The 18,308-nt window shown below is 75.4% G+C and carries 18 protein-coding genes; 6 read left to right on the forward strand and 12 right to left on the reverse strand.

The window, feature by feature from the left end; genetic code table 11:
- Window positions 1-5: 5 nt before the first annotated feature.
- A complete protein-coding gene (locus tag ABT006_RS21340; RefSeq protein ID WP_350708866.1) occupies window positions 6-662 on the forward strand; it encodes a bifunctional 4-hydroxy-2-oxoglutarate aldolase/2-dehydro-3-deoxy-phosphogluconate aldolase in 657 nt (218 codons plus the stop codon).
- A gap of 21 nt (window positions 663-683) precedes the next feature.
- On the opposite strand, the gene ABT006_RS21345 is transcribed toward ABT006_RS21340, so the two are convergent.
- Window positions 684-1,160 (reverse strand): cyclic nucleotide-binding domain-containing protein, encoded by a 477-nt coding sequence (locus tag ABT006_RS21345; RefSeq protein ID WP_350708868.1) that lies wholly within the window; start codon window positions 1,158-1,160, stop codon window positions 684-686.
- 208 nt (window positions 1,161-1,368) lie between these two features.
- Between ABT006_RS21345 and ABT006_RS21350 the strand changes: the two genes are divergently transcribed.
- From ABT006_RS21350 to ABT006_RS21360, 3 genes are all read left to right on the forward strand, one after another.
- On the forward strand, window positions 1,369-4,107 hold the full coding sequence (locus ABT006_RS21350; RefSeq protein ID WP_502891012.1) for a cation-translocating P-type ATPase: 2,739 nt from the start codon (window positions 1,369-1,371) through the stop codon (window positions 4,105-4,107).
- Between the two features lie 47 nt (window positions 4,108-4,154).
- On the forward strand, window positions 4,155-5,033 hold the full coding sequence (locus tag ABT006_RS21355) for a universal stress protein (RefSeq protein WP_350708872.1): 879 nt from the start codon (window positions 4,155-4,157) through the stop codon (window positions 5,031-5,033).
- A gap of 249 nt (window positions 5,034-5,282) precedes the next feature.
- Window positions 5,283-6,164 (forward strand): universal stress protein, encoded by an 882-nt coding sequence (locus ABT006_RS21360; RefSeq protein WP_350708874.1) that lies wholly within the window; start codon window positions 5,283-5,285, stop codon window positions 6,162-6,164.
- Window positions 6,165-6,212: 48 nt separating this feature from the next.
- Here the strand turns inward: ABT006_RS21360 and ABT006_RS21365 are convergent, their stop codons facing one another.
- The 3 genes from ABT006_RS21365 to ABT006_RS21375 form a co-directional block, all read right to left on the reverse strand.
- Window positions 6,213-6,836, reverse strand: a complete 624-nt coding sequence (locus ABT006_RS21365; protein WP_350686777.1) for an FMN reductase — start codon at window positions 6,834-6,836, stop codon at window positions 6,213-6,215.
- Complete coding sequence (locus ABT006_RS21370; protein ID WP_350708876.1) at window positions 6,833-7,936, reverse strand: LLM class flavin-dependent oxidoreductase; 1,104 nt, start codon at window positions 7,934-7,936, stop codon at window positions 6,833-6,835. The genes ABT006_RS21365 and ABT006_RS21370 overlap by 4 nt, the downstream gene beginning before the upstream one ends.
- Window positions 7,937-8,077: 141 nt before the next feature.
- On the reverse strand, window positions 8,078-8,707 hold the full coding sequence (locus ABT006_RS21375; RefSeq protein ID WP_350709058.1) for a DNA-3-methyladenine glycosylase: 630 nt from the start codon (window positions 8,705-8,707) through the stop codon (window positions 8,078-8,080).
- A gap of 108 nt (window positions 8,708-8,815) precedes the next feature.
- Between ABT006_RS21375 and ABT006_RS21380 the strand changes: the two genes are divergently transcribed.
- Both ABT006_RS21380 and ABT006_RS21385 read left to right on the forward strand, forming a co-directional pair.
- A complete protein-coding gene (locus tag ABT006_RS21380; RefSeq protein ID WP_350708878.1) occupies window positions 8,816-9,232 on the forward strand; it encodes a DNA-binding protein in 417 nt (138 codons plus the stop codon).
- Between the two features lie 50 nt (window positions 9,233-9,282).
- Window positions 9,283-9,639, forward strand: a complete 357-nt coding sequence (locus ABT006_RS21385) for an MmcQ/YjbR family DNA-binding protein (RefSeq protein ID WP_350708879.1) — start codon at window positions 9,283-9,285, stop codon at window positions 9,637-9,639.
- A 40-nt stretch (window positions 9,640-9,679) separates the two neighbouring features.
- On the opposite strand, the gene argH is transcribed toward ABT006_RS21385, so the two are convergent.
- From argH to argC, 8 genes are read right to left on the reverse strand one after another with little or no spacing between them, the layout of a single operon-like run.
- Window positions 9,680-11,143 (reverse strand): argininosuccinate lyase, encoded by a 1,464-nt coding sequence (gene argH, locus ABT006_RS21390; protein ID WP_350709060.1) that lies wholly within the window; start codon window positions 11,141-11,143, stop codon window positions 9,680-9,682.
- Window positions 11,144-11,160: 17 nt separating this feature from the next.
- Window positions 11,161-12,363, reverse strand: coding sequence for an argininosuccinate synthase (locus tag ABT006_RS21395; protein ID WP_350681736.1), 1,203 nt, complete (start codon window positions 12,361-12,363; stop codon window positions 11,161-11,163).
- On the reverse strand, window positions 12,360-12,875 hold the full coding sequence (locus ABT006_RS21400) for an arginine repressor (RefSeq protein WP_350708881.1): 516 nt from the start codon (window positions 12,873-12,875) through the stop codon (window positions 12,360-12,362). Before ABT006_RS21400 ends, ABT006_RS21395 begins: the two co-directional genes overlap by 4 nt.
- Window positions 12,872-13,849 carry an ornithine carbamoyltransferase gene (argF, locus tag ABT006_RS21405; RefSeq protein ID WP_350708883.1) on the reverse strand — a complete coding sequence of 326 codons (978 nt, stop codon included), beginning with the start codon at window positions 13,847-13,849 and terminating at the stop codon, window positions 12,872-12,874. Before argF ends, ABT006_RS21400 begins: the two co-directional genes overlap by 4 nt.
- Entirely contained in the window at window positions 13,846-15,096 is a 1,251-nt protein-coding gene (locus tag ABT006_RS21410) for an acetylornithine transaminase (protein ID WP_350708885.1), read from the reverse strand. The genes argF and ABT006_RS21410 overlap by 4 nt, the downstream gene beginning before the upstream one ends.
- A complete protein-coding gene (argB, locus tag ABT006_RS21415) occupies window positions 15,093-16,088 on the reverse strand; it encodes an acetylglutamate kinase (RefSeq protein ID WP_350708886.1) in 996 nt (331 codons plus the stop codon). Before argB ends, ABT006_RS21410 begins: the two co-directional genes overlap by 4 nt.
- Entirely contained in the window at window positions 16,085-17,257 is a 1,173-nt protein-coding gene (argJ, locus tag ABT006_RS21420; protein WP_350708887.1) for a bifunctional glutamate N-acetyltransferase/amino-acid acetyltransferase ArgJ, read from the reverse strand. Before argJ ends, argB begins: the two co-directional genes overlap by 4 nt.
- Complete coding sequence (gene argC / locus ABT006_RS21425) at window positions 17,254-18,255, reverse strand: N-acetyl-gamma-glutamyl-phosphate reductase (RefSeq protein WP_350708889.1); 1,002 nt, start codon at window positions 18,253-18,255, stop codon at window positions 17,254-17,256. Before argC ends, argJ begins: the two co-directional genes overlap by 4 nt.
- Window positions 18,256-18,308 lie beyond the last annotated feature (53 nt).

The raw sequence follows: 18,308 nt of genomic DNA on the forward strand, positions 1-18,308 counted from the left end.
CCGGCATGTCATCAGGGCACGAGACGCGGGACGCCGTCCCTCTCGGCCGGGTGATCGCCATCATCCGGCTGTCCGAGCCCGGCGCAGCGGTCCGCGCCGGCCGGGAACTGGCCGAGGCGGGACTGGATAGCATCGAGGTCACGCTCACCACGCCCCGGGCGCTCGACGCCGTCACGACGCTCCGGGGCGAGCTGGCCGGCTCGTGCCGGGTCGGCGTCGGCAGCGTGCGTACCCCCGCCGAGGTGACCGCGGCCAGGGACGCCGGCGCGGAGTTCCTCGTCACGCCCACCACCCGGGTCGAGGTGCTCGCGCAGGCGAAGGCGGCCGGGCTGCCGGTCGTCTGCGGCGCGTTCACCCCCACCGAGGTCGACGTCGCCTGGTCGTCCGGCGCCGCCCTGGTCAAGCTCTTCCCGGCCGGCGTCGCCGGCCCGCCGTACCTCCGAGAACTGCTCGCCCCGCTGCCCGACGTGCCGCTTGCGCCGACCGGCGGCGTGCGGCCGGAGTCGGTGGCCGAGTGGGCGGCGGCCGGAGCGGTCGCCGTCGGTGCGGGCGGCGCCCTGGTCGACGCCGCCGAGGTCGCCGTCGGCGACTGGGCGGCGTTGCGGCGCCGCGCCCGGGCGTTCCTCTCCGCCGCCGCAGCCGCGCACTGGCCCGACAGGTAAGGCGGCGGCCGTCGACGGTGATCAGGCCGCGGGCGGGGCGACCGCGGGATAGCCGTACAGGTCGAGCAGCCGACCCCGGGCCGCGTGCAGCCGGTCCACCACCACGCTCATGAAGCGGGTGGTGAGCTGCCGGCCGAGCGCGTCGTCGGACTCCATCAGCCGGCGCACCCCCGGGGCGGTGAACTCCACCGCCGTGCTGCGCTGCGCCGCCACCGCCCCGAACTGCCAGCGGTACGGCGGGAACAGCCACGACCACCCGAGCACCCCGCCCGGACCGATCGTCTCGATCTCCACGTCGCCCCGACCGGGCACCGGGAAGTCGAGCGCCACCTGGCCGGCGCGGACCAGCCAGAAACGCTCCGCCGGTTGGTCGGCCCGGAACAGCCGGTGCCCGGGATGCCACACCACCGGCCGGGCGTATCCGGCCAGCCGGGGCAGCCACGGCTCGGGCAGGCCGGCGAGGAACGGGTGCGCGCGGAGCACGTCGAGTGTCGTCATGCGGGTGCCCCTTTCGTCGGGAGGGCGCGGCGCGGGCCCTGCGACGGTCGGTCGTCCTATCTCCCAGTACACCGCGCCGTGTCCGTTGGCGACAGGGCCGTTGGTCCCGGGCCGCGCGGGCGAACTGCCCTGGTCGGCCCGTCACCGGCGGAGCCAGGGTGGAACCGGGACGATGCGCCGGGACGGCGCCGCGGCAGGGCGGAGGGTGATGTGGGAACGTCCGGGGAACGGCGAGGACGGGGGCCCAGCCGTGCCCGTTGACACCTCGACCAGGCCGGCGACCGGGCTCAGTTCGGCGGAGGCCGCCGCCCGCCTGCGGGCCGACGGTCCGAACGCGGCGGTCGCGCCGCCCCGCCGGCACCTGGCCACCCGGGTCCTGCACCAGCTCACCGACCCGCTGGTGGCGCTGCTGCTGGCCGCCGCCGTGGTCACCGCCGTGCTGCGGGACTACCCGGACACCGCCGTGATCGTGCTGGTCGTGCTGGTGAACACCGCCATCGGCGTGGTGCAGGAGGTCCGCGCCGACCGTGCGATCGCCGCGCTGGACCAGCTCGCGGCACCCACCGCCCGGGTCGTCCGCGACGGGCGGGACCTGGTCCTGCCCGCCGCCGACCTGGTCCGGGGCGACCTGGTGCGGGTCGAGGCCGGCGACGTGGTCCCCGCCGACCTGCTCCTGGCCGAGGCCGCCCGGCTGACCCTCGACGAGTCGGCGCTGACCGGCGAGTCGGTGCCCGTGGGACGGGACGCCGGCGAGGAGGCCAGCGCGGGCACGGTGGTCACCACCGGGCGGGCCACCGGCACGGTGGTGCGCACCGGCGCCGCGAGCGCGCTCGGCCGGATCACGGCCCTGGTGGCGTCCACCCGGCCCGCCGCCACCCCGTTGCAGCGCCGTCTCGCCGGGCTCGGCCGGATCCTCGGCTTCGCCGCGGTGCTGCTCTCCGGGCTGGTGTTCGTCGTGGGCGTGGTCGGCGGGCGGCCGGTCGTCGACATGGCGGTCACCGCGGTGAGCCTCGTGGTGGCGGCCGTGCCCGAGTCGCTGCCGGCGGTCGTCACCCTCGCCCTGGCCCTCGGCGCCCGCCGGATGGCCGGGGCGCGGGCGATCCCCCGGCGGCTGCACGCGGTGGAGACGCTCGGCTCCGTCACCGTGATCGCCTCCGACAAGACCGGCACCCTCACCGAGGGCAGGATGGCGGTGCAGCACGCCGTCACCGCCGACGGCGCCCGCTACGGCGTCACCGGCACCGGCTACGCGCCGCGGGGGACCGTGCACCACGGGGGCGAGCCGGTGGCCGTACCGGACGAGCTGCGCCGCCTGGCGCGGGCCGGGCTGCTCTGCAACGACGCCACGCTGGCGCCGCCCACCGACGAGCGGCCGGAGTGGGCCGCGGTGGGCGACCCGCTGGAGGCGGCGCTGGTCGCGTTCGCCGCCCGCTGCGGGCTGGAGCCGGAGACCACCCGCGCCGCCTGGCCCCGGGTCGCCGAGCACCCCTTCGACCAGGAGCTGCGCCGGATGACCACGGTGCACCGCTCCTGCGACCGCCGGTACCTGGTGGTGTGCAAGGGCGCGCCGGAGAACGTGCTGGTCGCGCCGCTGGTCGACGCCTCCGACGAGGAGATCGCCGAGCTGTCGGCCGCCGCGCACCGGCTGGCCGCCGAGGGGCTGCGGGTGCTCGCGGTCGCGTCCGCCGTGGCCGACGCGCCGCCGGCGGACCCCGCCCGGCCGACCGGGCTGCGGCCGGTAGGGCTGGTCGCCGTGGGCGACCCGCTGCGCGCGGGCGCGGCCGACATCGCGGGCAGCCTCGACGACGCCGGGGTCCGGCTGGTGCTGGTCACCGGCGACCACCCCGCGACCGCCGCGGCCATCGGCGGCCAGCTCGGGCTGTGGCACGAGGGCGACCCGCTGGTACGCGGGGACGACGGCGACCCGGCGCGGGCGCACCCGCAGGCGCGGGTGTTCGCGCGTACGCAGCCGGACCAGAAGCTCGACATCATCGCCGGGCTGCAGTCCCGGGGCCACGTGGTGGCGATGACCGGCGACGGGGTGAACGACGCTCCGGCACTGCGCCGCGCCGACATCGGCGTGGCGATGGGCGGCGGCACGGAGGTCGCCCGGCAGGCCGCCGACCTGGTGCTCGTCGACGACGACCTGTCCACCGTGGCCGCGGCGATCGGCGAGGGCCGCCGCATCTACGACAACATCCGGCGGTTCCTGCGCTACGCCCTCTCCGGGGGCGTCGCCGAGATCGCGGTGATGCTGCTCGGTCCGCTGTTCGGGCTGGCCGTGCCGCTGCTGCCGGCCCAGATCCTGTGGGTGAACCTGCTCACCCACGGCGTGCCGGGCGTGGCGCTGGGCGCGGAGCCGGCGGAGCCGGGCACGCTGCGCCGGGCGCCCCGCTCCCCCACCGAGTCGGTGCTCGGCGCGGGACTGGGCCGGGACGTGCTGGTCACCGGCGCCCTGATCGCCGCCGTGGTGCTCGGCGCCGGCGTGCTCGCCGCGCACTGGGAGCGGCCCTGGCAGTCGGTGGTCTTCGTGGTGCTCGGCCTGGCCCAGCTCGGGGTGGCGCTCGCGGTCCGCGCGCCGCGACCGCGCGGCGTCCGGCAGGGCAACCGCGCGCTGCCGGTCGCGGTGGCGGTCTCGGCGCTGCTCCAGATCGCCGGGGTGCTGCTGCCCCCGCTGCGGGAACTGCTCGGCACGGAGCCGCTCGGCGCGGTGGAGCTGCTGGCCTGCGCCGCTGTCAGCGTGCTGCCCGGGCTGGTGCTGCGGCTGGCCCGCCGACCGGTCGACCCCGCCGCCGGGTCGTCGTCGGGCACCGCGCCGCACGACGCGGTCACGCCAGCCCTGGTCGGCGGGCCCGGCCAGGGCACGCGGGCGGCGGGCGACCCGGCCGTGACCGTCGGAGCGGCGGATCGGGACCAAGGTCCCGACGGCCGGGACGAGCGCCTCTGACCGGTAGCGTTCGGGCAGAGCAGGATGAAGGTGAACAAGGAGGAATCATGGCCATCAACACCGGTGCCCCCGTCGTGGTGGGTGTGGACGGTTCGGCCGCCGCACTGGACGCGGTCCGGGTGGCGGCGCGGGAGGCGGCGCAGCGACAGCGTCCGCTGCGGGTGGTGCACGCCTTCATCTGGCCGTTGACCCGCGTCCCGGTCGACCCGGCGCCGGGCGCGCCGGCCGGTGCCGGCCTGCGCAACCAGGCCGAGCGGTACGTCGCCGAGGCGATCGCCGAGGCCGGCAAGGCCGCCCCCGAGGTGGCGGTCACCGGCGTGGTGGTCGACGGCGCGGCGACCCCCGTCCTGCTCGACGAGTCCCGGGACGCCGCGCTGGTGGTGCTCGGGCACCGCGGTCTGGGTGGCTTCGCCGGGCTGCTGATCGGCTCGGTGACCGTGCAGGTCTCCGCCCGCGCGCTGTGCCCGGTCCTCGTGGTGCGCGGCGAGCCGCGCGCCGACGGTCCGGTGGTGGTGGGCGTCGACGGCTCCGCGAACTCCACCGAGGCCGTCGCGTTCGCCTTCGAGGAGGCGTCCCACCGGGGCGCCCCGCTGCTCGCGGTGCAGGCCTGGCTCTACCCCTCGCCGGTCGGTCCGGGCGACATCCTGCCCCTGGTGTACGACCTGGACGCCTACGCCGCGGAGGAGGAGCGCGCGCTCGCCGAGTCCGTCGCCGGCTTCGCCGAACGCTACCCGGACGTGCCGGTGCGGCACCGGCTGGTCCGGGGCTCCCCGGCCCGGGTGCTGGTCGACGAGTCGAAGGCGGCCCAGCTGGTGGTCGTCGGGGCGCGCGGGCGGGGCCCACTGAGCGGGCTGCTGCTCGGCTCCGTCAGCCACGCCGTGCTGCACCACGCGCACTCCCCGCTGGCGATCGTGCGGCACCCGTAGCGGGCCGACGCGTCCCGACCTTCCCGGCCACCACCCTTCCCGTCGCGTCGGCCGCTCCCCCGGCCGGCGCGACGGGACCCGGTGGAAGGCCGGTGCGCGGGCACAGCGTGGACAGCCGCCACACCGGGCCTCACCGGGTGGCCGGCGGGCGTGGTGACAGGTCCGGTTCGGTGGGTGGCGCGTCGGGGAAATCCGGGTGCGCCGGTGGAGCCGCGTCGACAATGACCTGATCGACCTCTGGGAGAGCTGATGAATCGACCCGTCGTGGTGGGTGTGGACGGATCGCCGTCGAGCCTGGTGGCGGCGGAGCACGCCGCCCGGGCCGCCGTGCTGCGGTCCCGCCCCCTGCACCTGGTGCACGGCTACCTGCATCCGCTCGGCTACGGCGTGCCGGTCAACCCGTACGACCTGGGGTTGCCGGCGCCGACCGAGCAGGGGCAGAAGATGCTGGAGCAGACGGCCGCCGACCTGGTGGACCGCTGGCCGGGGCTGGCCGTGGAGGTGCGCCAGGTCGCCGGCGGGCCGGGCGCGACCCTCGTCGAGGAGTCCCGGCGGGCGGAGCTGGTGGTGGTGGGCAGCCGCGGCCTGGGCGGTTTCGCGGGGCTGCTGCTCGGCTCGGTCGGCACGCAGGTGGCCGCGCACGCGCACTGCCCGGTGCTGGTGGTCCGCCCGGCCGAGGAACCGATCCCGGTCGACGGGCCGGTGCTGGTCGGGGTGGACGGCTCGGAGCCCGCCGAACTGGCCGTCGGGTACGCCGCCGACGAGGCGACCCGGCGCGGGGTCGGGCTGGTGCTGGCGCACGTCCGACCGCCGGACGGGGAGCGCCGGACGCCGGACGAGGTGGCCGGGACGCCGGCCGCCGCGCACGCGGAGTCCGCCGAGCTGCTGGCCACCGCCGGGGCGGCGGTGCGCGGCAGCCACCCCGGGCTGGCCGTCGAGGAGCGGGTGCTCCGGGCGGAGAAGCCGGAGCAGGCGCTGATCGAGGCGAGCGGCGAGGCGGCGCTGGTGGTGGTCGGCTCGCGGGGCCGGGGCGGGTTCGCCGGGATGCTGCTCGGCTCGGTCAGCCAGGCCCTGGTGCAGCACGCGCGCTGCCCGGTGCTGGTCGCCCACCCGTACGGCCACGCCCGCTGAGCCGGCGCGGACCCGCCGGCCCACGACGGGCCGGCGGGTCGGCGGCGGTCAGTGGTCCCGGCCCCCGAGCAGTTCCTCGAAGCTGGTGGTGAGGGCGAAGGGGTCGGCGGGGCCGGCGGCCGGCGGGCGCCGGTGGATCTGGTCGGCCAGCTCGCCCCCGGCGCGGGCGATCCGCGCGCGCAGCGCACCGTCGGCGCCGCCGTCGGACCAGTCCTCGGGCGCGGCGAAGACCGCCGTGGGCACCACGACCGACCGCAGGTAGGCGAACATCGGCCGCAGGGCGTGCTCCAGGGCGAGCGAGTGCCGGGCGGTGCCGCCGGTGGCGCCGACCAGCACCGGCCGGTCCGCCAGCGCGCCCGAGTCGACCAGGTCGAAGAAGGACTTGAACAGCCCGTTGTACGACGCGTTGAAGATCGGCGTGACGGCGATCAGCCCGTCCGCGCCGGTGACCGTGTCGAGCACCTCCCGCAGGGCGGGCGGCGGAAAGCCGGTGAGCAGGTGGTTGACGATGTCGTGGGCGTGCTCGCGCAGCTCGACGGGGCGCACGTCCACGTCGTCGCCCCGCCGGGCCAGCTCGTCGCGGGTGGCCGCGGCGAGCTGGTCGGCGAGCAGTCGCGTCGACGAGGGCTGACCGAGCCCGGCCGACACCACGGCGAGGGTGCGGCGGGTCATCGGCCGGCCTCCGTGCCCGCCCCGGCCTGCTCGGCGGCGGCCCGCAGCGACGCGTGCGTCGGCGCCTCGGGCACGTGCGCCGGGCGCAGCGAGTCGAACTCCTTGCGCAGCACCGGAACGACCTCCTCGCCGAGCAGGTCGAGCTGCTCCAGCACGGTCTTCAGCGGCAGGCCGGCGTGGTCCATGAGGAACAGCTGGCGCTGGTAGTCGCCGACGTAGTCACGGAAGCCCAGCGTACGGTCGATGACCTGCTGCGGGCTGCCCACGGTCAGCGGGGTCTGCGCGCTGAACTCCTCGAGCGACGGGCCGTGCCCGTAGACGGGGGCGTTGTCGAAGTACGGCCGGAACTCCCGCACGGCGTCCTGCGAGTTGCGCCGCATGAACACCTGCCCGCCCAGCCCGACGATGGCCTGGTCGGCGGAGCCGTGGCCGTAGTGCGCGAACCGCTCCCGGTAGAGCCCGACCATCCGCTGGGTGTGCTCCTTCGGCCAGAAGATGTGGTTGGCGAAGAAGCCGTCGCCGTAGTAGGCCGCCTGCTCGGCGATCTCCGGGCTGCGGATCGAGCCGTGCCAGACGAACGGCGGCACGCCGTCGAGCGGGCGCGGCGTCGAGGTGAACGACTGCAGCGGGGTGCGGAAGCGGCCCTTCCAGTCGACCACGTCCTCGCGCCAGAGCCGGCGCAGCAGGTCGTAGTTCTCGATGGCGAGCGGGATGCCGTTGCGGATGTCCTGGCCGAACCACGGGTAGACGGGCCCGGTGTTGCCGCGCCCCATCATCAGGTCCACCCGGCCGTCGGCGAGATGCTGGAGCATCGCGTAGTCCTCGGCGATCTTCACCGGGTCGTTGGTGGTGATCAGCGTGGTCGAGGTGGACAGCAGCAGGCGCTCGGTGCGGGCCGCGATGAATCCCAGCATGGTGGTGGGCGACGACGGCACGAACGGCGGGTTGTGGTGCTCGCCGGTGGCGAAGACGTCCAGGCCGACCTCCTCGGCCTTCAGCGCGATGGTGACCATCGCCTTGATCCGCTCATGCTCGGTCGGCTCGCGACCGTTGGTCGGGTCGACCGTGACGTCGCCGACGGTGAAGACTCCGAACTGCATGACCAGCTCCTCGCGTTGTCCGGCCGGGGCCGGTGCGGTTCCCGTATCGCACCGCACAACATATTTGACGAGTCAACTATTCCACGGGCGGAGGCGACCGCGGTGGGCGCCGTCACGCCGGCGAGCGGGACGAGCGGAGGCTCAGCGGCTGCGCGGGACGTGCCGGCGGTAGGCGCTCACCGTGGGGTCGCCGGCGATCCAGAACCGCCAGGGGACGTCGTGCGCCCCCGTCACGCCCACCCTCGGGCCGGCGGCCACCGAGTCCGCCGGCACCGGCCGGTCGGCCGGGCGCAGCCGGACGGGGCCGTCGCCGAGCAGGTAGCGGCCGTAGACACCCTTGTCGATCCCCAGCGCCGCGCAGAGCCGGGCGGGCCCGCGCGCGAGGTCGACGTCCCGGCGTACGGCGGTGCGCCGGGCCCGGGCGACGTCGAGCCCGTCGACCACCTCGCCGGCGCGCAGCAGCACGGCCGACGCCTCCCCGTCCGGCCCGGTGACCACGTTCATGCACCAGTGCATGCCGTAGGTGAAGTAGACGTAGGCGTGCCCGGCCGGCCCGAACATCACCGCGTTGCGCGGGGTGCGGCCCCGGTGGGCGTGCGACGCGGGGTCGCCGGCCGTGCCGGCGTACGCCTCGACCTCGGTGATCCGGACGGTGACGCCGCCGGCGGCGAGCCGGCAGCCGAGCAGGCCGCGCGCGGCCGGCACCACGGGCCCGGAGAGCAGGTCGGCCAGCCCCGCGAGGTCGGCGGGGCGGCGGTCGGAGGACGCCACCACGGACCCGACCCTATCCCGCCGCGACGCCGCCTCGTTCCGGCGCTCGACCACTCGGCGTATCAACAACTCGTTGACAAGCAATCGTTGATGTGATGGGGTCGGGCCATGACCGACTCCTTCACCACGCCCGACGCCGGCCGGGCCCGGGCGCACCGCACGTACGACGCGCTGCACCGGATCACCGAGCGGCACGCCGGCACCGAGACGCGCCGCCGCCGCCACACCAACCCCTACGTCCCGGACACCTACGAGGCGGTCGCGCTGGTCACGGCGCTCGCCGCCGGCGGGGCGGAGGTGGAGCCCGGAGAGGAGCGGGTCGACGACGCGGACCTCGTCGCGGCCCTCACCCTCGTGCCGCACCTGCGCGCCGAGGTCGACGCCATGGAGGCGGGGCTGCTGACGCTGGCCCGTGGCCGCGGGCTGACCTGGCAGCAGATCGCGTACGGGCTCGGGCTGGGCAGCGCGCAGGCCGCCAAGCAGCGCTTCGAGCGCCTCTCCGCCCGCACCGCCACCACCGACTGACGCCCCCGATGGGCCAGACTGGGCGCGGGACCGTTGTCGAGGAGGACGCGATGACGCGCGAGGAGATGCTGGCGTACTGCCTGGGCAAGCCGGGCGCCTGGCTGGACCAGCCGTGGGAGGGCGACGAGGTGGTGAAGGTCGGCAGCCGGATCTTCGCCTTCCTCGGCTCCGCCGGCGGCGACGACCCGACGGTCGGGGTGAAGTGCGGCCCGAGCCGGGAGATCGCCGACGAGTGGCTGCACCGGCACCCGGGCGACGCGCGAGCCTCGGCGTACATCGGGCGCTCCGGCTGGAACACGCTGCGCCTGGCCGGCGGGATCGACGACGAGGAGCTGACCGAGGCGGTCGACGGGTCGTACGACGCGGTGGTGGCGAAGCTGCCGAAGCGGGAGCGGCCGACGGCCTGAGCCCCGCGCGGCGCATGTCGCGCCGCGCGGGGTCACGCACTCAGCGCGGCACGACCCGCTCGGCGGCCCACTCCCGCCAGCCGGCCAGCTTGTCCGCGGCGGCGGCGAGCTGGTCGGCGACCGGGCCGGGACCGGTCGAGCCGGGGGTGGTCCGGGCGGCGAGCGCCGACCGGACCGAGAGCACGTCCCGCACGGACGGGTCGAGGTGCTCGCTGACCGCCGCGAGGTCGGCGTCGGAGACCTCGTCGAGGGCGCAGTCCCGGGCCACGCAGAGCGCAACCAGCTTCCCGGTGATCTCGTGCGCGTCGCGGAACGGCACGCCCCGGCGGACGAGCCAGTCGGCCACCTCGGTGGCCAGCGAGAAGCCCACCGGCGCGGCGGCGACGAGGCGGTCCACCCGGACGGTCATCGTGGAGATCATCCCGGCCAGCGCCGGCAGCAGCAGCTCCAGGGTGTCGACCGCGTCGAAGGCCGGCTCCTTGTCCTCCTGCATGTCCCGGTCGTAGGTCATCGGCAGGCCCTTGAGCATGGTGAGCACGCTCATCAGCCCGCCGACGAGGCGGCCGGACTTGCCCCGGGCCAGCTCGGCGATGTCCGCGTTCTTCTTCTGCGGCATGATCGACGAGCCGGTGGCGAAGGCGTCGTCCAGCTCCACCCAGCCGAACTCCTGCGACGTCCAGAGCACCACCTCCTCGCCGAGGCGGGACAGGTGCACCCCGACCATCGCGGTGACGAAGAGGAACTCGGCGACGAAGTCCCGGTCGGCCACGGCGTCCATGGAGTTGGCGAAGGACGTGCGGAAGCCCAACTCCTTGGAGACGGCCACCGGGTCCAGCGGCAGGCCGGAACCGGCCAGCGCGCCCGCGCCGAGCGGACTGATCGCCGTGCGGTGGTCCCAGTCCCGCAGCCGTTCCAGGTCGCGCAGCAGCGGCTGCACGTGGGCGAGCAGCCAGTGCCCGAAGGTGACCGGCTGGGCGTGCTGGAGGTGGGTCATCCCCGGCGCGGCGGTGTCCACGTGCCGCCCGGCCTGCTCGACCAGCGCCTCGGCCAGTTCGACCAGCCGCGACGCCACGCCCCGGGCGTGGTCGCGCAGGTAGAGCCGCAGGTCGGTGGCGACCTGGTCGTTGCGGGACCGGCCGGCGCGCAGCTTGCCGCCGAGGCTGCCGAGGCGCTCCAGCAGCCCGCGCTCCAGCGCGGTGTGCACGTCCTCGTCGTCGACGGTGGGGCGGAACTGCCCCGAGGCGCAGGCGGCCTCCAGGTCGTCCAGGGCGGCGAGAATGCGGCCCAGCTCCTCCGGGTCGAGCAGGCCCGCGCCCGCGAGGACCCGGGCGTGCGCCCGGGAACCCGCGATGTCGTACGGGGCGAGGCGCCAGTCGAACTGCACGCTCACCGACAGCCGTGCCAGGGCCTCTGCGGGGCCGCCGGCGAACCGGCCGCCCCAGAGGCTGGTGCGGTTGGTGGCGGCGCTGTTCTCGGTCAGGCTCTTGTCGTCCACGCCGCCCATTGTGGTGCCCACGATCTTCAGCCGCCCAGCCGGGCGTCCCGCGCGGCGGCCATCTTGCTCGGCAGGCCCCAGAGCTGGACGAATCCCTTGGCCAGGGACTGGTCGAACGTGTCGCCGGTGTCGTAGGTGGCCATGCCGAAGTCGTAGAGGCTGGCCTCGGAGCGCCGGCCGGTGACGGTGGCCCGGCCGCCGTGCAGGACGAGCCGCACCTCGCCGCTGACGTGCCGCTGCGCGTCGTCGATGAACGCGTCCAGGCTGTTCTTCAGCGGAGAGAACCAGAGGCCGTCGTAGACCAGCTCGCCCCAGCGCTGGTCGACGCCGCGCTTGAACCGGGCCAGGTCCCGCTCCACGGTCACCGCCTCCAGCTCCTGGTGGGCGGTGATCAACGCGATCGCGCCGGGCGCCTCGTACACCTCGCGGCTCTTGATACCGACGAGGCGGTCCTCGACCATGTCGAGCCGGCCCACGCCCTGGGCGCCGGCGCGCCGGTTGAGCTCCAGGATCGCCTGGTACGGGGTGACGGTCTCGCCGTCGATCGCCACCGGGACGCCGGCGTCGAAGGTGATCACGACCTCGTCGGCGTCGCGCTCCTGCGCCGGGTCGGCGGTGTACGAGTACAGGTCCTCGATCGGGCTGTTCCAGATGTCCTCCAGGAAGCCCGTCTCGACGGCGCGCCCGAACAGGTTCTGGTCGATGGAGTACGGCGACTTCGCCGACACATCGATCGGCAGCCCCTTCTCCTCGGCGAAGGCGATCGCCTTGTCCCGCGTCCAGGCGAAGTCCCGGGCCGGCGCGATGATCTTCAGGTCGGGCGCGAGCGCGCCCAGGCCGACCTCGAAGCGGACCTGGTCGTTGCCCTTGCCGGTGCAGCCGTGCGACACGATGGTGCCGCCGTGCTTGCGGGCCGCGGCCACCAGGTGCTTGACGATCAGCGGCCGGGACAGCGCGGAGACCAGCGGGTAGCGGTCCATGTAGAGCGCGTTGGCGCGGATGGCCGGCAGGCAGTACTCGGCGGCGAACTCGTCGCGCGCGTCGACCACCTCGGACTCGACCGCGCCGCAGTCCAGGGCGCGCTGCCGGATGGCGTCGAGGTCCTCGCCGCCCTGCCCGACGTCGACCGCGACCGCGATCACCTCGGCGCCGGTCTGCTCGGCGAGGTACGGGATGGCGACGGAGGTGTCGAGCCCTCCGGAGTAGGCAAGAACGACCCGCTCGGTCATGGTGTGGTGCTCCCTTCAACGTTCTCTTCCCGGCGGGCCCAGCCGGCGAGCTTGTCGCCGAGCGCGGCCCCGCCGACGGCCTCGCGGGCCACGACGAGGATGGTGTCGTCGCCGGCGATGGTGCCGACGACCTCGGGCAGGCCCGCTCGGTCCAACGCGCTGGCCAGGTAGTGGGCTGCGCCCGGCGGGGTGCGCAGCACGGCGATGTTGCCGCTGGAGTCGACCCCGTTGAGCAGCTCCCGCAGCAGCCGGACCAGCCGGGCCGGCGCCGCCTCGGCGTCGCGCAGCGGCCGGTGGCCGTCCTCGGGGATCAGGTAGACGGCCCGCCCGTCGCCGCCGCGTACGGTCACCGCGCCCAACTCCTTGAGGTCGCGGGACAGGGTGGCCTGGGTGACCTGGATGCCGTCGCCGGCGAGCAGGTCGGCCAGCTCGGTCTGCGAGTGGATCGCCTTGTCGCGGATCAGCTCGACGAGGCGGGCGTGGCGGGCGGCGCGGGTCAACGGGGCGGTCATGGAGTCTCCCTGGTCGCGGCGGCGCCCGGCGCCGCCGCGTCCGGGGCGGCGGGCGCGGCCCCGAGGAGGAACGTCAGCAACGCCTTCTGGGCGTGCAGCCGATTCTCCGCCTGGTCGAACACGGCGCTGTGCGGGCCGTCGAGCACCTCGTCGGTGATCTCCTCGCCCCGGTGCGCGGGCAGGCAGTGCAGCACGATCGCGTCGGGCGCGGCGTGGCCCAGCAGCGCGGCGTTGACCTGGTACGGCAGGAACGGGGTGATCCGGTCCAGGCCGTCCGACTCCTGACCCATCGAGGTCCACGTGTCGGTGGCGACCACGTCGGCCCCGGCCACCGCCGCGACGGGGTCGGTCAGCGCCTGCACGGAGCCGCCGGTGCCTGCGGCGATCTTCTCGGCCCGGGCGAGCACCTCCGGGTCGGGGCCGAAGTTGGCCGGCCCGGCGACCCGCACGTGCATCCCGGCGGTCGCCCCGGCCAGCAGGTACGAGTGGGACAGGTTGTTGGCGGCGTCGCCGACGTACGCCAGGGTCCGGCCGGCGGTGCCGCCGCAGTGCTCGCGGATCGTGAGCAGGTCGGCCAGGAGCTGGCAGGGGTGGAACCCGTCGGTGAGCGCGTTGACGACCGGCACGGTCGCGGCGTCGGCGACCTCGGCGATCCGGTCGTCGCCGTGCGTGCGCAGCACGATCGCCGCGACGTAGCGGGAGAGGACCCGCCCGGCGTCGCCGAGGGTCTCGCCCCGCCCGAAGTGGGTGACCTGGGTGTCCACCACCAGGGGGTGCCCGCCGAGTTCGGCGATGCCGACGTCGAACGAGAACCGGGTGCGCAGGCTCTGCTTGTCGAACAGCACCGCCACGGACCGGGGGCCGGCCAGCGGCCGGTGGCCGAACCGGTCGGCCTTCATCCGCGCCGCGAGGTCGAGCACGGCCGACTGCTCGGCGGGGGTCAGGTCGTCGTCCCGCAGGAAGTGCCGGGTCATGCGCTCGTCTCCGTCGTGGTCGCGGTGGTCGCGGCGGCCGGGCTCTCGCCGGCAACGACCGGGGTGGTGCCGGCGGCGGCCGGGGAGGCCGCGTCGAGCGCCGCGGGCAGAGCGGCCAGGAAGGCGTCGGCCTGGGCGGCGGTCAGGATCAGCGGCGGGGCGAGCCGTACCACGCCGGGCTGCACCGGGTTGACCAGGAAGCCGGTCTCCCGCAGCGCCTCGGCGAGCACCTTCGCCACGGGCGCGGCGAGCACCACGCCGAGCAGCAGGCCCGCGCCGCGTACGCCGTCGACCAGCGGGTGGCCGAGCGCCTCGATGCCCCGGCGCAGCCGCTCGCCGATCCGCTTGACGTGGTCGAGCAGCCCCTCGTGCGCGATGGTGCCCACCACCGCCAGGGCGGCGGCGCAGCTGATCGGGTTGCCGCCGAACGTGGTGCCGTGCATGCCGGGGCCGAGCAGGTCGGCGGCCCGGCCGAAGGCCAGGCAGGCGCCGAGGGGCAGCCCGCCGCCGAGCCCCTTGGCCAGGGTCACCACGTCGGGCTCGACGCCCTCGGCCTGGTGGGCGAACCAGTGCCCGGTGCGGCCGATGCCGGTCTGCACCTCGTCGAGCACCAGCAACGCGCCGTGCCGGGCGGTGATCCGCCGGGCGGCGGCCAGGTAGCCGGCCGGCGGGACCACGACGCCGTTCTCGCCCTGCACCGGCTCCAGGATCACCATGGCCGTGGCGTCGGTGACGGCCGCCTCCAGCGCGGCGACGTCGCCGTAGTCGACGTGGCTGACGTCGCCGGGCAGCGGGCGGAACGGGTCGGCCTTGGCCGGCTGGCCGGTCAGCGCCAGCGCGCCCATGGTCCGCCCGTGGAAGCCGCCCCGGGTGGCGACCACGTGGGTGCGGCCGGTGAGCCGGGACAGCTTGAACGCCGCCTCGTTGGCCTCCGCGCCCGAGTTGGCGAAGAAGACCCGGCCGGACCGGCCGGCCAGGGCCAGCAACAGCTCGGCCAGGGCCACCGGCGGCTCGGCGACGTAGAGGTTGGAGACGTGCCCGAGGGTGGCGACCTGCTTCGACACGGCGGCCACCACGGCCGGGTGGGCGTGGCCGAGGGCGTTGACCGCGATCCCGCCGACCAGGTCGACGTACTCCCGGCCGGCCTCGTCGACCACGACGGCGCCGGAGCCGGAGACGAGGGCCAGCGGCGGCGTGCCGTAGTTGTCCATCATCGACTGCGACCAGCGCTCGACGAGCGTGCTCATGACGGGACCGAACCTTCCTTGTTCGCGACTGCGGGGCTCGCAAGCTCACTCCTCGCGCTCACGGTGCCCTCCTTGTTCGCGACTGCGGGGCTCGCAAGCTCACTCCTCGCGCTCACGACCATGGTTCCGAACCCTTCCGAGGTGAAGACCTCCAGCAACGTGGAGTGGGCGACCCGGCCGTCGACCACGTGCGCGGCGGGGACCCCCTGCCGCACGGCCCGCAGGCAGGCCTCCATCTTGGGCACCATGCCGCTGGACAACGACGGCAGCAGCTTCGCCAGCTCGTCGGCGGTGATCTCGCTGACCAGGCTGCCGGTGTCCGGCCAGTCGGCGTAGAGGCCGGGCACGTCGGTGAGGACGACCAGCTTGCGGGCGTCGAGGGCGACGGCGAGCGCGGCGGCGGCGGTGTCGGCGTTCAGGTTGTGCAGCACGCCGTCGGCGTCCGGCGCGACCGTGGAGATCACCGGGATCCGCCCGGCCGCGATCAGGTCGGTGACCGCCGAGACGTCGACCGACTCGACGTCGCCGACCTGCCCGACGTCGACCGGCTCCCCGTCCACGTACGCGGGCCGCCGCACGGCGGTGAACAGGCCCGCGTCCTCGCCGGAGAGGCCGACCGCGAACGGGCCGTGCGCGTTGATCAACCCGACCAGCTCCCGGCCCACCTGGCCGACGAGCACCATCCGGACCACGTCCATCGCCTCCGGGGTGGTGACCCGCAGGCCGCCCCGGAACTCGCTGGCGATGCCGAGCCGGCCGAGCATGGCGGAGATCTGCGGGCCGCCGCCGTGCACCACGACCGGCTTCAGGCCGGCGTAGCGCAGGAAGACCATGTCGGCGGCGAAGGCCCGTTGCAGTTCGGGGTCGACCATGGCGTTGCCGCCGTACTTGACCACGACGGTCGAGCCGGAGAAGCGGGCCAGCCAGGGCAGGGCCTCGATCAGCGTGGCGGCCTTGGCCTGGGCGCGGGTGAGGTCGGTGGTGAGGCTCATGTCGAGTAGGCCGAGTTCTCGTGTACGTACGCGTGGGAGAGGTCGTTGGTCCAGATCGTGGCCTCGGCGTCGCCGGCGTGCAGGTCGATCCGGATGGTGACGTCCCGCCCGGTCAGGTCGACCTTCGACCGGTCCTCGGCGGCGGCGCCGGAGCGGCACACCCAGACGCCGTTGACCGCGACGTCGACCGCGTCCGGCTCGAAGGCGGCGGCGGTGGTGCCGACGGCGGCGAGGATCCGACCCCAGTTCGGGTCGTTGCCGAACAGCGCGGTCTTGACCAGGTTGTTGCGGGCCACCGACCGCCCCACCTCGACCGCGTCGTCCTCGCTCGCCGCGCCGACCACGTCGACGGCGATCTGCTTGGTGGCGCCCTCGGCGTCGGCGACGAGCTGCTGGGCCAGGTCGTGCGCGGCGGCGGTGACCGCGGCGGTCAGCTCGGCCGGCGTCGGCGCGATGCCGCTCGCGCCGCTGGCCAGCAGCAGCACCGTGTCGTTGGTCGACATGCAGCCGTCGGAGTCGATCCGGTCGAAGGTGACCCGGCACGCCTCGCGCAGCGCGGCGTCGAGGGCCTCCGGCCCGGCCACCGCGTCGGTGGTCAGCACGCAGAGCATGGTCGCCATCGCCGGGGCGAGCATGCCGGCGCCCTTGGCCATGCCGCCGACGGTCCAGCCGCTGCCCCGCGCCACCGTGGTCTTGGGGCGGGTGTCCGTGGTCATGATGGCCTCGGCGGCCGCCGGGCCGCCGTCGCGGGACAGGCCGCGGATCGCGGCGCGTACGCCGGGGAGGAGCTTCTGCATCGGCAGCCGCTCGCCGATCAGGCCGGTCGAGCAGACCGCCACGTCGCCGGCCCCGAGCATCAGCCGGGGGCTGGCCGAGGTGAGCGCGGCGGCGGCGTGCTCGGCGGTGGCGTGGGTGTCCTGGAAGCCGGCCGGGCCGGTGCACGCGTTGGCCCCGCCCGAGTTGAGCACCACGGCGCGGACGACGCCGCCGCGGACCACCTGCTGGGTCCAGAGCACCGGCGCGGCCTTGACCCGGTTGGCGGTGAACACGGCGGCGACCCCGGCGTCCGGGCCGTCGTTGACGACCAGCGCGACGTCGCTCGCGCCGCTGGCCTTGAGCCCGGCGGCCACCCCGGCCGCCCGGAATCCCCGCGGAGTCGTGACGCTCATGGTGCGATCCCCCAGACGGACAGGCCCGTCGTCTCCGGCAGGCCGAACATGAGGTTGGCGTTCTGCACGGCCTGGCCGGCGGCGCCCTTGCCGAGGTTGTCCAGCGCGCTGAGCACGATGGTCCGGCGGGTGTCGACGTCGACGGTGGCCTGCAGGTGGCAGGAGTTGGAGCCGAGGGTGGCGGCGGTGTGCGGCCAGGTCCCCTCGGGCAGCACGTGCACGAAGGGCGCGTCCGCGTACGCCTCGGCGAGCACCGCCCGCGGGTCCACGCCCCGGGCCGGCACGGCGGTCACGGTGGCCAGGATGCCCCGGGGCATCGGCGCGAGCACCGGGGTGAGCGACAGGCCGGTCGCCCCGGTGGCCTGCTTGATCTCCGGCACGTGCTGGTGGGTGCCGACGCGGTAGGGCGACAGGTCCCCCATCACCTCGCTGCCGAGCAGGTGCGGCTTGGCCGCCTTGCCCGCGCCGGAGGTGCCGGAGGCCGCGACGACCACCACGTCGGCCGGGTCGGCGGCGCCGGCGGCGATCAGCGGGGCGAGCGCGAGGGTGATGGCGGCGGCGTAGCAGCCGGTGTTGGCGACCCGGGTGGCGCCGGCGATCAGCTCCCGCTGGCCGGGCAGCTCGGGCAGGCCGTAGGTCCACTGCCCGGCGTGCGGGCCGCCGTAGTAGTTGGCCCAGGCGTAGGGGTCGGCGAGCCGGTGGTCGGCGCCGAGGTCGACGACGCGGACCTCGGGCGGGAGCTGGGCCGCCAGGGCCGCCGACTGGCCGTGCGGCAGGGCCAGGAAGACCAGGTCCGCGTCGGCCAGCGCCGTCGCGTCCGTCTCGCCGAGGACCAGGTCCAGGCCGGCGAGCTGCGGGTGCACGACGTCGAGCCGGTGCCCGGCCTGGCTGTGCGCGGTAGCGGCGACCAGGTCGAACTCCGGGTGCCCGGCGACCAGGCGGATCAGCTCGCCCCCGGCGTAGCCGCTCGCCCCCGCTACCGCGACTCGGATACCCATACTCACCTCCGCATGACTATGCAGCGAAGGTTAGCAGTAATGATCGGCCGCTG

The sequence above is a fragment of the Micromonospora sp. NPDC002717 genome (genome assembly GCF_040295705.1).
Taxonomy (GTDB): Bacteria; Actinomycetota; Actinomycetes; order Mycobacteriales; family Micromonosporaceae; genus Micromonospora.